Raw genomic sequence first — 16751 nt, forward strand, 5'->3', positions numbered from 1 at the left:
GGACACGGAGGGGAATAATTTGGAAAAGATCATCGTCCGTGGCGGAAAGCGGTTAAACGGCACAGTGCGTGTTGAGGGCGCAAAAAATGCTGTATTACCTATAATCGCTGCAGCCCTATTAGCGAGTGATGGAAAGAATGTACTATCTGAAGTACCAGTTTTGTCTGATGTATACACAATTAATGAGGTATTACGTCATTTAAATGCTGAAGTCGTATTTGAAAATAATCAAGTAACAATCGATTCTTCTAAAGAACTAAACATTGAAGCACCATTTGAATATGTACGTAAAATGCGTGCATCTGTTCAAGTAATGGGACCATTATTAGCACGTAACGGTCGTGCTCGTATTGCACTTCCTGGTGGATGTGCAATTGGTTCACGTCCAATTGACCAACATTTAAAAGGCTTCGAAGCAATGGGAGCAAAAGTACAGGTTGGTAACGGTTTTGTTGAGGCATATGTTGAGGGAGAACTAAAAGGAGCTAAAATCTACTTAGACTTCCCAAGCGTAGGCGCGACAGAAAACATTATGTCTGCAGCTACATTAGCAAAAGGGACAACAATTCTTGAAAACGCAGCGAAAGAACCAGAAATCGTTGACTTAGCTAACTTCTTAAATGCGATGGGAGCGAAAGTACGCGGAGCTGGAACTGGAACGATTCGTATCGAAGGCGTTGATAAATTATATGGTGCAAACCACTCTATTATTCCTGACCGTATTGAAGCGGGAACATTCATGGTTGCAGCAGCAATTACTGGTGGAGACATCTTAATTGAAAATGCTGTACCTGAACATTTACGCTCAATTACAGCGAAAATGGAAGAAATGGGTGTTAAAATTATTGAGGAAAACGAAGGTGTACGTGTTATCGGCCCAGATAAGTTAAAAGCGGTTGATATTAAAACTATGCCTCACCCAGGTTTCCCAACAGACATGCAATCACAAATGATGGCATTATTACTACAAGCTGATGGAACAAGCATGATTACAGAAACGGTATTCGAAAACCGCTTTATGCACGTTGAAGAATTCCGTCGTATGAATGCTGATATTAAAATTGAAGGTCGTTCTGTTATTATGAACGGTCCAAACAGCTTACAAGGTGCTGAAGTAGCAGCAACCGACTTACGTGCTGCAGCTGCATTAATCTTAGCTGGTTTAGTATCAGAAGGTTATACTCGTGTAACTGAGTTAAAACATCTTGACCGTGGCTATGTAAACTTCCATAAGAAATTAGCTGCATTAGGTGCAACTATTGAACGTGTAAACGAAAAAGTAGAAGAAGTGAAAGAACAAGAAGTTTCTGATCTTCACGCTTAATTAAAATAGTCTCTATGTCTTTTGACATAGGGGCTATTTTTTTTGGTTATTACTGTTATAGTCAATAAATTCTATACTTATGCACGTACCAGTAAAAATATTTAGAAAATTTCTGTTTTATACTCTTCCCCTTAAGTATGTTCTAAAAGAAAGAGTTGTTCCATAAGAATGAATGGAGTAAAGCTTTTATATTGGAGGAAAATAGGATGAAATTTTCAAAGCCACTTTTTATTACAGTAGCGCTCTTAATAGCGCTCGTTATCATTGTACCTGCAGCCCTTGTTATTCCATTTGCGAAAGCAAAAGTAGGGGAAGAAACGGCCTCTAAAACTCCTCCAGCGATAGAAAGCATACCAGCTCCAGGAAAAGTAGATACAGCTGTTCAAGTTGCTGTATATCGCGAAAAACAGAAGAAGGTAGAAACATTACCAGTGGAGGAGTATGTGACAGGTGTAGTAGCTTCTGAGATGAATGCCAGTTTTGAAATAGAGGCACTAAAGGCGCAGGCATTAGCAGCGAGAACATTTGTAGTACAACGTATGCTAAGCGGAGGAAAGAAAAATAATGCGGACGTGACAGATACGGTGAAAGATCAAGTGTACAAAAGCAAAGATGAATTGAAGAAGCAATGGGGTAATAACTACGAAAATAATTTGAAGAAAATCGAAGAAGCCGTTTCGAAAACAGCAGGACAAGTTTTAACGTATGATGGAAAACCAATTTCAGCATCCTTCTTTTCAACGAGTAATGGCCGAACAGAAAATGCAGTTGACTATTGGGGAAATGATTATCCGTACTTGAAAAGTGTAGATAGTCCGTGGGATCAAGCCTCTCCAAAGTTTACGAGCGAGCAAACATTTACAGTAGCTGATTTTCAAAAACGTCTCGGTGTGAAAGTGCTAGCAGACGGGAAGGTTGGAAATATTAAAGACCTTACGGAAGGAAAGCGCGTAAAGGATGTAGCTTTTCAAGGAAAAACATTAACTGGAAAAGAAGTTCGTGAAAAGTTAGATTTACGTTCTTCTGATTTCACGTGGAAACAACAAGGGGATAAAATCATCGTTACGACGAAAGGCTTCGGTCACGGTGTTGGTATGAGTCAATACGGGGCGAACGGCATGGCAGCGGAAGGAAAGAAATATACAGATATTGTCGCTCATTACTATAAAGGCGTTGCAATAAAGACGATGAATGATTATGAAGGAAAATTGATGGTGAAGAAATAGGTGCAAAAGGAGCTAATTTTAATTAGCTCCTTTTGGCATTATTTGTAGAAAATAAATGAAAGGTGAGTTGTAAGCCTCGTTTTATAATACAATTATAAGAATATATAGAACATAAAAACAGGGGGTGATGAAAAAAGATGATGGATGTACCACTTCTCATTCCGTCAATGGTGGAACGAGCAGAGAAATATTTTTTGAAAAAGGAAGTTGTTTCACGGACTGCATCGCGTATTAATGAAAATGGGAATTGAACAAGAGTATAAAGTAGGTACGATTGATTGGAATCACCATAGACATTTGGAAGCATAACATTATGAACAACTACTCGAAGAAGGTTATCCTAATTGTAGTGATCTTTTTCAATTGGACAGTATTCAAAAAGCGAAACTAAGCAATCTGGTTTCTATATTTATATGAACTCAGGTTATTTAATTTCTTTTGAAATCATTGATGATTATAAAGGTGCATATATTTACGCACGGCAAGTTTGACCTGATGCGCTTATAATTTAAATGGAGGTTAAATGCGGCTTTCAGCATTACTAGTTAATTATTCCTCCCCAATAAATGACTAATGTGATAAGTTAGTATAGGAAAGAATAACAAATTATTACAAGGAGATAGAGTTTAGATGAATACAAATATTCCGAAAATTATTCACTATTGTTGGTTTGGAGGAAAAGAGAAACCGGATCATATAAAAAAATATATGAAAACATGGGACGGTTTGAAAGATTATAAAATTGTTGAATGGAATGAAAAAACTTTCGACATAGAGAACAATAAATTTGTTAAAGATGCTTATGAGGGTAGGAAATGGGCTTTTGTTAGTGATTACGTTAGATTAAAAGCATTATACGAACATGGGGGTATTTATCTAGACACAGATGTTGAATTGAATAAAAATTTTAATGATATATTGAGTAATGATATGTTTTTGGGATTTATTTATGACTGTAGCATTGGTACAGCAGTTATTGGCGCCAAACCTAAGCACCCATTAATTAAGGAATTGCTGGATATATATGAAGAGATTACTTTTTGTGATAATAGTTATATAGGATTTACTGTAAAAAGATTTCCTAATGTAAAACTAATTAACAATAATGATCTATTTACGCTGTTCCTATTAAATAAATATAAGGAATTTAAATTAAATAATAAATATCAGGAGTTAGACGGTCTCACTATTTATCCAAAGAATTATTTTGAAGTACAACCTATCTTTGGGAGTAAATATACAGTGCATTGGTGTGAAGGGAGTTGGACTGGTAAAGAAAATGGAAAAGAAGTAAAAAAATATAAAAAGTTAATTAAATCATTTTTAGCTAGTATACCATTCGTACATTTTAATGCTGTGGTTACGCATTTACAACATAGAAAAAAACTGTCAAAATTACCGTTCTATAAATACTATGTTGAACATAACAAATAATCATTGATATGAAGTTGAAATTAATCGCGACACAAGTAGCTCAAACAAAATATGGATTTTATAGATTAAGATGGGTACATAATGCAGTGTCTCCTATCGAGTAGAAGGTATTTAAAAAGTGCAATTAAGCAACCTGAGTTCTATAGTTATATGAACTTGGGTTATTTATTTTTCTGAATATTATACTGTTAGGGAGAGGTGTATATTCGCTCACGATAAATTTGAACTGGTGCGCTTTACAGAAGGAGTATAAATGAAAACACTCCAACACAACGCTTTGTAGCCATGCCATCTTGTTGACCATCTGCTGTGCTTAGGTTTAGCGTAATAAATAGAGTATGGTCCTTGTTTGTAATATCCTATTCTCTCCTTAAACTAGGGTTCCCTTCAATAATTTCATCATGGACCATTAAGAATTCACCGCTTTATCCTGTATTAACGAGCAATAAAACCTCATTTCAAAATTCAAGTTGAGAAAAGAAGTTAGATGGGAGATCAACTGCCCGCAAAGCTCCACTAATTAAAGTCTCACTTTATGTTTTCGTAGTTACATAAATAGATAATACCTTAAAACATTGTGTTAAATATCAAAATTTTCCATTAATTGTTTGATATAATAGGATAAAAAGGCATTTGGGGGAAATGAAATGGCGTTATTAGAGTTGAAACAATTAGGGAAGACGAACCAGTTACCGGCAATTGAGCTAAAGGTTGAGAAAGGACAATGTATTGTTTTGCAATGCAATAATCATACAGCTAAAGTGTTACACCGCATTATTATTGGTGAAGAAGAAGCTTCGACTGGTAATGTACTGTTTGAAGGAGAAGTGATTGGAAAGAAAAATTATTCCCGCATCGGTTTTTGTTTTTTGAAAGATGAGGCATATGATCGTTTGAAGGTGAAAGAATACTTTAAGTTTTTAATAGGGCTTTATGAATCAAAGGTAAGTATAGAAGAAGTTGTGCAGTCTGTTGGTCTCCTAGATAAGCTAAACGTTAAAATAGAAAAACTATCATTTTCAGAGAAGCGTCGTCTTCATATTGGACGAATGATGATTCATAACCCGGATTTAATCATTTTGGAAGAACCGGAGCAAAATGTAGATATAGAGAGTACGGTTATTATTCGAAAAGCAATTATGAAAATGAAAGAGCAAGGAAAGGCAATCTTTATTACGTCATCATTTTTATCGGATGCCCTTTCGTTAACAGAGGATGTATACATATTAAACAATGATGGTGTGAAAAAGATAGAAATTGAGCAAGAGGAAGTGGAAGAAGTCGGTGAAGAAAAAGTCATTCAAATGATTCCGCAAATGAAGTTAGAAAGAATACCTGCGAAAGTGAACGATAAAATCATTTTACTTGATCCGATGGAAATCCATTTCATTGAAACGCAAAACGGAGTAACGCATATTCACGTTCGTGAAGGTGATTTCGTATGTGCATTAACATTAAGTGAACTAGAAGCAAGATTAACAGGTTTTGGTTTCTTTAGATGTCACCGCTCGTATCTTGTGAATTTACAAAGAGTACGAGAAGTGATTACTTGGACTCGTAACAGTTTCAGTTTAATTTTGGATGACGAAAGAAAAAGTTCGATTCCGCTTTCAAAAGGACGCATGGATGAATTAAAAGGTGTGATTGGGCTATAAAAAGTGCTCCAATAAGCTCAACATGCGATTTATTCACCAGTAAAAATACTCCTTTTACCGGTATTTTACTGCGTAATCCCTTTGTTTTTCATATGATTGAGTCAAGAAAAGCGAAACAAACGAACGAAAAGCGCTAAAGCGACTTTCATCTATAAAGAAGAAAAACAAAGGGGATGAAGAAATGACATTGGCAATTGAAATGAAAGATGTAATGAAAAGTTTCAGTGGAAAAACGGCACTTCGAAATGTAAATATTGAGGTGAAGCAAGGAGAGATATTCGGATTCCTCGGACCGAGTGGATCTGGTAAGACGACAACAGTAAAAATTTTAACTTCTCAATTGCTTCATAGTGTTGGAACGGTAAGAGTATTAGGGAAAGATATTACAGGACCAAGTAGCATCGATTACAAACGAATTGGTATTTTAACAGATAACAGCGGCTTATATGAAAGACTTAGCATTTATGATAACTTACTATTATTTTGTGACTTATACGATTGCAAAAAAGAACGAATCGATGAAGTACTAACACAAGTAAATTTATTAGATGATAAAAAAACACCAGTAAAGAAATTATCAAAGGGAATGAAGCAACGCGTCACACTAGCGAGAGCAATCCTTCATAAACCAGATATCCTCTTCTTAGATGAACCAACATCTGCACTTGATCCAGTAAACGTACAAAACATTCATAAAATCTTAAAAGACTTAAATGAAGAAGGAACGACGATTTTCTTAACGACGCACAACATGGATGAAGCAGAAACGCTTTGTAACCGTATTGCCTTCCTTTGTGGCGGAGAAATTGTAGCACTCGATACGCCAGAGAACCTACGCTTACAATACGCTAAGGATCAAATAGAGGTCGTATTAAAAGGTAAACGAAAAGAAGTAGTGCAAAAAGATGAATTAGGCGCAAATCGTATTTCAGAATGGATGAAAAAGGGCGAACTGTTATCTATTCATTCACACGAACCAACGCTAGGCGATATCTTTATTGAAGTTACTGGGAGGGGATTATAATGACATTTTCAATGAGACGTGTATCAGCTATTTTTAGAAAAGAAGTACAAGATTTTAAGACAAATTCACAAGTGTTGTTAATGGCATTTTTACCAATTATACTTTCATTTTTGTTTAGCAGATTTGGAGTGGGAAAGGAAATGTTAGGTATTACTACTATAACGGCCTTCCTATTTGTCGCAGGCTTTGTTCAATCTATGGTAATTGCAGAAGAAAAAGAAAAACATACATTGCGTGTATTAATGCTATCACCGGCATCTTCGGTTGAAGTTCTACTTGGAAAGAGTTTATTAACATCGGGTCTGACGATGGTCATTTGTATTGCAAATTTATTCATTTTAGATCAGTTAAATATTAACCTTCCATTGGTAGGATTGATATTCTTATGCGGAACTATTTTGTTTATCGTACTTGGAACAATGATCGGATTACTTGCATCTTCTGTACCACAAACATCAATAATTGGAATGCCGATATTAATGACGATGTATTTGGCTGTACAGTTTGAGCCAATGGTTGAAAATAAAGTAATTAAGACGATGATTGGATATCTTCCAACATCTCATATTGTGAAAGCACTTAAAAGCTTAGTAGGTGGGGCGGGATTTAGTAGTATTAGTGGGCATGTATTAAATGTTGCAGTTTGGCTTATTATATCGCTCGTTGTATGTTTAATCGTATATAAAAAGAAACAATTAGACTAAAAACTGAGCCGAAACGCTCAGTTTTTTCTTTTTTCTATCATTTCCTCGGAAATTTTACAGTTCTTATACATATTTTTACAGATTTTGTCGAAAAGTAATTAGTTATACGTTGTATAGGATACGTGAATATTGTTCAAAATGATTGCTGAGGTGATGATGGAATGCGAGGAAGAAATAATAAAAAGTCGCAAAAGGTAGTACATTTATTTCAAAAAAGATGGGTGTTTCCGGCACTATACATTGCTTGTGCAGCGGTAATCTTAATGGTTGCGCTATGGTTCCAAGGAGCTAATCCGAAGAAGACTCCAAACCACGATCAAGCAACACCGTATACACAATCGGAAGATCCAGCAGTACCAGTAACGAAATCTTCAGAAGTAGTGAAAATGCCAGCTGCCGCGAATGCGGAAGTAGTCGTACAGAAGAAATTCTATGAAGATGCAGCAACTGAGGCGGAACAAGAAAAAGCACTTGTCTTTTATAACAACACATATTCCCCGAACAAAGGAATTGACATTGCTGCGAAGAATGGAAAAGAATTCAATGTTGCTGCTGCTTTAAGTGGTACAGTAACGAAAGCTGAAAAAGATTCACTTCTTGGTTATGTTGTAACAGTTGATAGTGGAAATGGTGTAGCGGTATCTTATCAAAGCTTAGGCAGTGTGAAAGTAGAAAAAGGTGCAAGAGTTGCACAAGGTGAAGTATTAGGAACATCCGGTCTAAGTGCAATGAATAAAGAGGCAGGCTCTCACGTTCACTTTGAAGTACGTAAAGACAATGTGGCTGTGAACCCTGAACGTTACTTAAATAAATCAGTAACAGAAATTAAAGCTGATGCAGGTGCTGCAAAGGCTACGAATGCTTCTGGTAAAAAAGCTGATGACAAATCTCAAAAAGAAGAGAAGTCAACGAGCACGAAACCAGAAAGTAAAACAGAAGACAAGTCTCAAAAAGAAGAGAAATCAACAAGCGGTTCAACTAGTGACAAAAAAGAAGAACCGAAGAAAGAAGAAAAATCAACAAATGGTTCTACAGAATCATCTAACGATTCTTCTTCACAAGAATAAGAAAGTGAAAAAATCAGTTCCCACTAGGGGAGCTGATTTTTTTATTTTTATATAAAAATACTCAATTTCGAGAAAAAAGTTGCAAAAACAAGGAAAAATGACGAGATTCTCGAATATATATTACAAAAGGGAGGGGATACTGTGTCATTTTTATTTGTTCTGTCGACTGCTATTATTTTATTGTTTGTTTTATTCACCTTATATTATTATATTGCCGGTAAGAAAGAGGTTCCCCACCATCAATTATTAGAAGAAGAGTTTGAAAGAGAAGAATGACGCCTTATACATAAGGTGTCATTTTTTTTCGTCAAAATAGTCACTGTTAACGTATTTCTCACAAAAAAACGTAATTTTTCTTAACTTAGTCCGCAAAAATAGTGAACATGTAGCATATATCAGTAGTGCGGGCAATACAATGGTATAAACCAAAGCAAAGAGAGTGTTTGAGGTGAGAAATCGTGAATCATTTCATTATAAATCCAAGAATGTTTAACGCTTACAAACAGCACTCACACTTACTTCTTAGTCGTATGCAGCGAGGCTCATTTCACCCTTCTCACATCCAAATTAGGGAGGCGAGTGGTGTGCACGATTACATCAAAGAGAGAACTATCAAGATTGGTAAGTATATCGTGGAGACAAGAAAGACAGTGCGTGTCATTGCAAAGGAATTTGGGGTATCAAAGAGTACAGTCCATAAAGATTTAACAGAGCGTCTACCAGAAATTAATCCAGAGCTCGCAAATGAAGTGAAAGAAATTCTTGATTATCATAAGTCTATTCGTCATTTAAGAGGTGGAGAAGCAACAAAGCAAAAGTATAGAAAAGAAGATGTAGAGAAGCCTGTACGTCAATAATGTTACAGTAGCAAGCATTCCGTTCACATTCGGTAATATTTTTCAGAAGAATTCTTTTTGCGAATATTACGTTTCTGTTAAATTTATGATAAAATCAGAAATTAGGTGAAAAGAATTCGGGTGTAACCTGATTTTGAATATCGAGGAGGAAAAAACGGGAATGTTTGCGCGAGATATCGGAATTGACCTAGGTACGGCTAACGTATTAATTCATGTTAAAGGTAAGGGTATTGTATTAAATGAGCCATCTGTTGTGGCAATCGATCGTAATAGTGGTAAAGTATTAGCAGTCGGTGAAGAAGCGAGAAGTATGGTGGGACGTACGCCGGGTAATATTGTAGCAATTCGTCCACTTAAAGATGGTGTAATCGCAGACTTCGAAATTACAGAAGCAATGTTAAAGTATTTCATTAACAAATTGGACGTAAAGAGCTTCTTTTCAAAACCTCGTATTTTAATTTGTTGTCCAACAAATATTACATCAGTAGAACAAAAAGCAATTCGTGAAGCTGCTGAACGTTCAGGTGGTAAAACAGTATTTTTAGAAGAAGAACCAAAAGTAGCCGCAGTTGGTGCTGGTATGGAAATCTTCCAACCAAGCGGTAACATGGTTGTTGATATTGGTGGAGGTACAACAGATATCGCTGTACTATCTATGGGTGATATTGTTACCTCTTCCTCTATCAAAATGGCTGGCGATAAGTTTGATATGGAGATCTTAAACTATATTAAACGTAAGTATAAGCTATTAATCGGAGAACGTACTTCAGAAGATATTAAAATTAAAGTTGGTACAGTATTCCCAGGTGCACGTAGCGAAGAGCTTGAAATTCGCGGACGTGACATGGTAACAGGCTTACCACGTACAATTACAGTATGCTCTGAAGAAATTACAGAAGCATTAAAAGAAAATGCAGCTGTTATTGTACAAGCTGCAAAAGGTGTATTAGAGCGCACACCACCAGAATTATCTGCAGATATCATCGACCGCGGTGTTATTCTAACAGGCGGTGGAGCTTTACTACACGGTATCGACATGCTTCTAGCAGAAGAACTAAAAGTACCAGTATTAATTGCTGAAAACCCAATGCACTGCGTTGCGGTTGGTACAGGTATTATGTTAGAGAATATCGACAGATTACCAAAGCGTGCTTTGAGATAATTTGAAAGAACTAAGGCTAATGCCTTAGTTCTTTTTTTTCGTTTTTATATTTTTTTATTTTGATTTTTTGCGAAAATGGAAGGAAAATAGAGAAATGTGAAGGAAACAGGTAAAATATTCATATATATGGTTAAATTTAATATTTCCTTAATTGAAAACGTTTATAATATAATGAGTCGAATACGACATTAAGGCAAATAATGTTTCAATACATATTGCCTTTCCCTAATTTGGGCATACACTCCTTTCCACCTCCGTGTCAGTTGCAAAAATGTGCAACTATTTTAATGGAATAGAGTGTGTGCATTTTTTTTTAGGAAGTTGCGCTAAATATAAAATGTTACTTTGTAATGACAAACAATAAACAAAATGGGATAATAGCAATATGTCCAAGTGGTAAGACCAATATTACAAAAGGGGCGATTGTTACATGCTAAATATAGAACAAATTAAAGAAATCATTCCTCACCGCTATCCATTTTTACTTGTTGATAAAATATTAGAAGTAGATGAAGGCAAAAGAGCGGTTGGGATTAAAAATGTATCCGCAAATGAAGAATTCTTTAACGGACACTTCCCTGACTATGCAGTTATGCCTGGTGTACTTATTGTAGAAGCATTAGCGCAAGTAGGAGCAGTTGCAGTATTAAAGAAAGAAGAAAACCGCGGAAGACTTGCTTTCTTTGCAGGTATCGACAATTGCCGTTTCAAAAAACAAGTACGACCAGGTGATCAGCTTCGTCTAGAAGTAGAAATGACACGCGTACGCGGCCCAATTGGAAAAGGAAAAGCAATCGCAACAGTAGATGGTGAAGTTGCATGTGAGGCAGAAATTACATTTGCGATTGGTGATAAAAAAGAATAGATAGTACTAAAAAATCTCCTTGTGAAAAGACAAGGGGATTTTTTAATTTCTGCTATATAACGATTAAACAATAATATACAAACTAATCAGAAAATATCTTGTAAATAGATGGTAATTACCATATACTTACTTTATTATTTATCTAGAAAACAGGATAAGTGATAAAGGTAATAAAGAAATAAGGGCATTGTCATATTGTTAAGGTACTTAAATAAGACAAAATAGGATGTTATTGATTATGATGAAATGTGGGGAACTCAGTAAGAATATTAATTAGACGTATGAAATCGAGCATAAGAGAGAGAAAAGGGAAATGTCGCATTTCACAAAAGGAGATTATGAATATGTTCGGGAGAAAGAAAAGAAAACCATTACGACAATTAATTACACATAAAGAGCCTAAATCGCGTATTACAGAACAATACCGTAACATTCGTACAAACATTGAGTTTACATCTGTAGATAATCATATTCGTTCTATTATTGTTACTTCAGCCGATCCAGGTGATGGGAAAACAACAACAATCTCAAACTTAGCAGTTGTTTTCGGACAACAAGGAAAGAAAGTTTTATTAATTGGAGCTGACTTGCGTAAGCCGACGATACAAAACTTATTTGCCATTCATAGTTCAAATGGGCTAACGAACTTATTATCAGGACAAGCAAAACTTATGCAATGCATTCAAAAAACAGATATAGAGAACGTATACTTAATGGCAGCAGGTCCAATCCCGCCAAACCCAGCAGAACTATTAGGGAGCCGGGCAATGGACGAGGCGTTGCTAGAAGCATATAACATGTTTGATATTATATTAATTGACACACCACCTGTCCTTGCGGTTACAGATGCACAAATTCTTGCGAATAAATGTGATGGAATCGTACTCGTTGTACGCAGCGAAAAGACGGAAAAAGATAAAATCGTAAAAGCGAAACAAATATTAGATAAAGCATCAGGAAAACTACTTGGAGTCGTTTTAAACGATAAAAGAGAAGAAAAAGAGCAGTATGGTTATTACTAAAATATGAAAAAGCCAACAAAAAAATTTTGTTGGCTTTTTTGTTTTCTGAAAATTATTTATCAAGATATACATTGTAAAAAGCATGATATGATAAAATTTTTGGGAAATCATTGGAATGTGTTGTCATATTTAAGATTATTTTGTAAGATTAAACTTGTTTCTTGTGAACAAATATAGAACTGAATTATTAAAAATAAAAAATGTAAGATTTATATGTTATAATTTTTCCTATGTGTAAATTTTAGAAAGTTGGAGGAACCTATGGAAGAAACAATTAGTCTAAAAGAGTTATTTCATATCTTAAAAAAACGTTTAGCAATGATCCTCGTAATCGCCTTTGGTGCAGCAATTGTAAGTGCTATCATTAGCTTCTTCTTTATGACACCAATCTATCAATCTTCGACGCAAATTCTTGTTAACCAAAAGAAGCAAGAAGGTGCAGCAATTCAGTTGGGGGAAATTCAATCAAATATTCAATTGACGAATACATATAAAGTTATTATTAAAAGTCCAGTTATTTTGGATCAAGTCAAAGAAAAATTGGGATTAGATGTTACGACTCAAGATTTAAATGAGAAAATTGAAGTAGGAAATGAAAAGGATTCACAAGTCGTAACTGTAACAGCAATAGATAAGGATCCGAAACTTGCTCGAGATATTGCTAATACAACTGCAGAAGTATTTAAAGGTGAAATTGCGAAAATCATGAGTGTTGATAACGTAACAGTGTTGTCAAAAGCAGAAGTTGCAGAAAGTCAATCTCCAATTAAACCACGCCCAATGTTAAATGTGGCAATCGCTTTCGTTGTTGGTTTAATGGCTTCAGTTGGCCTTGCATTCTTACTAGAATACTTAGATAACACAGTGAAAAAAGAAGAAGATGTAGAAAACTTACTTGGCTTACCAGTATTAGGGATTGTAGCTCGTATGGATGAAGAAACAATGAACGTGAAATCACACGCTCCATCATCAAGAAAAGTGAGGGGACAAACAATTGGCTCTTAATTTATTCAAAAAGAAAAAAAATCATCGTCAACGTCGTCAATTAATTGCTCATCAACAACCGAAATCACCAATTTCAGAACAATATCGTAATATTCGAACGAATATTGAATTTGCAGCTATTGATACAAATTTACATTCATTAATGGTCACGTCTGCAAACCCAAGTGAAGGGAAAACGACAACGACAGCGAATATGGCAGTTGTTTTTGCTCAACAAGGAAAAAAAGTATTATTAATTGATGCAGATATGCGTAAACCAGCAATGCATCAAATGTTCCAAGTAGATAACATTTTCGGATTAACGAACGTATTAACACATAGTGAACGTTTAGAGAAATGTGTGCAAACAACATTAGTTGATAATCTACACTTTTTAGCTTGTGGTCCAATCCCGCCAAACCCGGCCGAATTGTTAGGTTCGAAATCAATGAAAGAGCTTCTTGGACAAGCATATAGTATGTACGATCTAGTTATTTTTGATATGCCGCCAATTTTAGCTGTAACCGATGCACAAATTATGGCAAATGTATGTGATGCTTCTATTCTTGTTGTTCGTAGTGAATCAACGGAAAAAGAAACAGCAGTAAAAGCAAAAGGATTGTTAGAATCGGCTAAAGGTAAATTGTTAGGCGTTGTTCTGAACGATCGTGAACGTGAAGAGGGCTTATATTATTACTATGGTGCAAACTAATTTTAAAGTGAGATATGGTAAAAACATATCTCCTTTTTTCCCTTGAATATGAGTGATATCTCATATTCAAGGGAAAAAAGATTTTTATAGGAGAGAGGGAGGATGAAACAAATGATAGACTTACATTGTCATATTTTACCTGGTATCGATGACGGTGCACAGACAGTAACCGATAGTTTAGCGATGGCACAACAAGCCGTTTCAGAAGGAATACATACAATTGTCGCAACGCCGCATCATCAAAATGGAAAATATGTAAATGAACGTACTTCAATTATTCATCGCGTAAAACAACTAAATGATGAACTACAACAATATAATATTCCACTTACCGTTTTACCTGGACAAGAGGTCAGGTTATATGGCGATTTATTAGAAGACTATGAAGTTGGTAAAATTGTTACTTTAAATGAAACAAATAAATATATATTCATTGAGTTCCCGTCTAATCATGTACCTCGTTATGCCGAACAATTATTATACGAATTACGTGTAAAGGGAATGATTCCAATTATTGTTCATCCAGAACGTAATGCCGAGTTAATCGAGCGGCCAGATAAGTTATATAACATTGTAAATAAAGGAGCATTAACGCAAGTAACGGCAGGCAGTTTATTAGGAAAATTTGGGAAGAAAATTAAAAAATTTTCACTACAACTTGTAGAACATAATTTAACACATATGGTCGCTTCAGATGCACATAATACGACGTCAAGAGGATTTCATTTAGCGGAAAGCTATGAACTAATTGCTAAAGAATTCGGAACGAGTGTTATGAGTGATTTAAAGGAAAACTCGTATTTATTAATTAGCGGAAAAGCAATTTATAAAGAAGATCCAGAACAAATTCGTCGCAAAAAATTGTTCGGTATCTTTTAAATAAAGTACTGGTGATGTCTCCTAACCGTTATCAATGGAGGCACTCGGTCGTGCTGTGGGTAGAAATTTTCATTTCGCACCTACCTTAGACGCTTGTCGTCGGGAGTATGGCGTGAGGTTGGGTTAGATGCCCATAATTTATTTATAATAGAAACTCTACCTATGGAGTAATAACTATGACTTTATAGGTAGGGTTTTTGTTATTGTTACATATAAATAAAAAATGTGGGGGACAAAAAATGAAAAAAGTAAGAAAAGCGATTATCCCAGCAGCTGGTCTTGGGACGAGATTTTTACCAGCAACGAAGGCGATGCCAAAAGAAATGTTACCAATCGTTGATAAACCGACAATTCAATACATAATAGAAGAAGCGATAGAATCAGGAATTGAAGATATTATTGTTGTAACAGGAAAAGGAAAACGTGCCATTGAAGATCATTTTGATCACTCTTTTGAATTAGAGCAAAACTTACTAGAAAAAGGAAAATATGAGATGCTTGAGAAAGTACAAGCTTCTTCCAAAATTAATATTCATTACATAAGACAAAAAGAACCAAAAGGGCTAGGGCATGCAGTATGGTGTGCTCGTAAATTTATTGGAAATGAACCATTTGCGGTTTTACTTGGTGATGATATTGTGCAAGCAGAAACGCCATGCTTACGTCAATTAATGGATCAATATGAAAGTACACAGTCGTCAGTTATTGGTGTACAAACAGTACCTGAAAATGAAACACATCGTTATGGCATTATTGATCCAGTTGAACAAAATGAACGTCGTTACCAAGTACGTCAATTTGTAGAGAAGCCGGCTCAAGGTACAGCACCATCAAATTTAGCAATTATGGGTCGTTACGTATTAACGTCAGAAATTTTCATGTTCCTAGAAAATCAACAGACAGGTGCAGGTGGAGAAATCCAATTAACTGATGCGATTCAACGTTTAAATGAAATTCAACGTGTGTTTGCCTATGACTTTGAAGGCACTCGTTATGATGTTGGGGAGAAGTTTGGGTTTATTAAGACAACAATCGAGATGGCGTTACAACATGAAGAGCTAAAAGAAGAATTAATGGAATATATGAATGAAATTGTAAAAAGGGAAAATGTATATGTATGAAATGAGGTGGGAGAAAATTGAATCCGTTGAAAGTATTGGATGAAAATGTAAAAGAAAATAGTAAAGAGCTTGATTTGAGCGAAATAAATGCTCGTAAAGGATATATGGCGACAAAACGTTGTATGGATATTATAGGTGCATTATGTGGTTTGATTTTTTTATCTCCTATCTTTTTAGTTGTGGCATTACTTATCAAATATGAAGATCCAAAAGGTGGGGTATTTTTTAAGCAAATGCGTGTCGGTAAAGATGGAAAAGAATTTTATATGTATAAATTCAGATCTATGGTAACTGATGCAGAGGAAAGACTACAAGATTTATTAAAATATAATGAAGTGTCGGGAGCAATGTTTAAAATAAAGGAGGACCCTCGGATTACAAGAATAGGAAAAATCATTAGAAAAACGAGCATTGATGAATTACCGCAATTAATCAATGTGTTAAAAGGGGATATGAGTCTTGTAGGTCCAAGGCCTCCCTTGCCACGAGAGGTAAAAGAGTACACAACTTACGATAAACAAAGATTAATGGTTACGCCGGGGTGTACAGGTTTGTGGCAAGTCAGTGGAAGAAATAGTATTGGATTCGCTGAAATGGTTAAGTTAGATATATATTATATAGAAAATAGAAATCTTATATTTGATTTAAAAATAATATGTAGAACATTCGTTGTGGTGATTAAACCTAATGACGCTTCGTAATAATATATAATTAA

Annotated in this window: 17 protein-coding genes and 1 pseudogene; all 18 read left to right on the forward strand. The window is 35.3% G+C overall.

What is annotated here, in order from left to right; translation table 11 throughout:
- Positions 1-19 precede the first annotated feature (19 nt).
- The 18 genes and pseudogenes from murA to BLT20_RS18970 all read left to right on the forward strand — a co-directional run bounded on the left by murA (position 20) and on the right by BLT20_RS18970 (position 16737).
- Entirely contained in the window at positions 20-1324 is a 1305-nt protein-coding gene (murA, locus tag BLT20_RS18890; protein WP_000411274.1) for a UDP-N-acetylglucosamine 1-carboxyvinyltransferase, read from the forward strand.
- A gap of 206 nt (positions 1325-1530) precedes the next feature.
- Positions 1531-2550 carry a stage II sporulation protein D gene (gene spoIID / locus BLT20_RS18895; RefSeq protein WP_000672664.1) on the forward strand — a complete coding sequence of 340 codons (1020 nt, stop codon included), beginning with the start codon at positions 1531-1533 and terminating at the stop codon, positions 2548-2550.
- A gap of 137 nt (positions 2551-2687) precedes the next feature.
- Positions 2688-2856, forward strand: a pseudogene (locus BLT20_RS30245) (fatty-acid--CoA ligase); the annotation flags it as partial.
- A 324-nt stretch (positions 2857-3180) separates the two neighbouring features.
- Positions 3181-3984, forward strand: a complete 804-nt coding sequence (locus tag BLT20_RS18900) for a glycosyltransferase family 32 protein (protein ID WP_016123874.1) — start codon at positions 3181-3183, stop codon at positions 3982-3984.
- Positions 3985-4631: 647 nt separating this feature from the next.
- Positions 4632-5639, forward strand: coding sequence for a LytTR family transcriptional regulator DNA-binding domain-containing protein (locus tag BLT20_RS18905; RefSeq protein ID WP_001185929.1), 1008 nt, complete (start codon positions 4632-4634; stop codon positions 5637-5639).
- Positions 5640-5820: 181 nt separating this feature from the next.
- Positions 5821-6663 carry an ABC transporter ATP-binding protein gene (locus BLT20_RS18910; RefSeq protein WP_000170866.1) on the forward strand — a complete coding sequence of 281 codons (843 nt, stop codon included), beginning with the start codon at positions 5821-5823 and terminating at the stop codon, positions 6661-6663.
- Positions 6663-7367: an ABC transporter permease gene (locus BLT20_RS18915; protein WP_000144450.1), complete on the forward strand. Its 705-nt coding sequence runs from the start codon at positions 6663-6665 to the stop codon at positions 7365-7367. The genes BLT20_RS18910 and BLT20_RS18915 overlap by 1 nt, the downstream gene beginning before the upstream one ends.
- Positions 7368-7528: 161 nt before the next feature.
- On the forward strand, positions 7529-8434 hold the full coding sequence (locus BLT20_RS18920; protein ID WP_001214926.1) for a stage II sporulation protein SpoIIQ: 906 nt from the start codon (positions 7529-7531) through the stop codon (positions 8432-8434).
- Positions 8435-8575: 141 nt separating this feature from the next.
- On the forward strand, positions 8576-8710 hold the full coding sequence (locus BLT20_RS18925) for a hypothetical protein (protein WP_000008901.1): 135 nt from the start codon (positions 8576-8578) through the stop codon (positions 8708-8710).
- A 308-nt stretch (positions 8711-9018) separates the two neighbouring features.
- On the forward strand, positions 9019-9291 hold the full coding sequence (gene spoIIID, locus BLT20_RS18930) for a sporulation transcriptional regulator SpoIIID (protein WP_000544012.1): 273 nt from the start codon (positions 9019-9021) through the stop codon (positions 9289-9291).
- A 160-nt stretch (positions 9292-9451) separates the two neighbouring features.
- Positions 9452-10453 carry a rod shape-determining protein gene (locus BLT20_RS18935; protein WP_000457978.1) on the forward strand — a complete coding sequence of 334 codons (1002 nt, stop codon included), beginning with the start codon at positions 9452-9454 and terminating at the stop codon, positions 10451-10453.
- Positions 10454-10883: 430 nt separating this feature from the next.
- A complete protein-coding gene (gene fabZ / locus BLT20_RS18940) occupies positions 10884-11318 on the forward strand; it encodes a 3-hydroxyacyl-ACP dehydratase FabZ (protein ID WP_000931959.1) in 435 nt (144 codons plus the stop codon).
- A 344-nt stretch (positions 11319-11662) separates the two neighbouring features.
- On the forward strand, positions 11663-12340 hold the full coding sequence (locus tag BLT20_RS18945; RefSeq protein ID WP_000467938.1) for a CpsD/CapB family tyrosine-protein kinase: 678 nt from the start codon (positions 11663-11665) through the stop codon (positions 12338-12340).
- Between the two features lie 261 nt (positions 12341-12601).
- Complete coding sequence (locus BLT20_RS18950) at positions 12602-13345, forward strand: YveK family protein (RefSeq protein WP_000393126.1); 744 nt, start codon at positions 12602-12604, stop codon at positions 13343-13345.
- The gene (locus BLT20_RS18955; protein ID WP_001207147.1) at positions 13335-14036 is read left to right on the forward strand and encodes a CpsD/CapB family tyrosine-protein kinase; all 702 of its coding nucleotides are present in this window, start codon (positions 13335-13337) and stop codon (positions 14034-14036) included. The genes BLT20_RS18950 and BLT20_RS18955 overlap by 11 nt, the downstream gene beginning before the upstream one ends.
- A gap of 111 nt (positions 14037-14147) precedes the next feature.
- Entirely contained in the window at positions 14148-14915 is a 768-nt protein-coding gene (locus tag BLT20_RS18960; RefSeq protein ID WP_016123873.1) for a tyrosine-protein phosphatase, read from the forward strand.
- A gap of 239 nt (positions 14916-15154) precedes the next feature.
- Positions 15155-16036: a UTP--glucose-1-phosphate uridylyltransferase GalU gene (gene galU / locus BLT20_RS18965; RefSeq protein WP_000757791.1), complete on the forward strand. Its 882-nt coding sequence runs from the start codon at positions 15155-15157 to the stop codon at positions 16034-16036.
- A 17-nt stretch (positions 16037-16053) separates the two neighbouring features.
- A complete protein-coding gene (locus BLT20_RS18970) occupies positions 16054-16737 on the forward strand; it encodes a sugar transferase (protein ID WP_001068730.1) in 684 nt (227 codons plus the stop codon).
- Positions 16738-16751 lie beyond the last annotated feature (14 nt).

The organism is Bacillus sp. cl96 (assembly GCF_900100505.1).
Taxonomy (GTDB): Bacteria; Bacillota; Bacilli; order Bacillales; family Bacillaceae_G; genus Bacillus_A; species Bacillus_A cereus.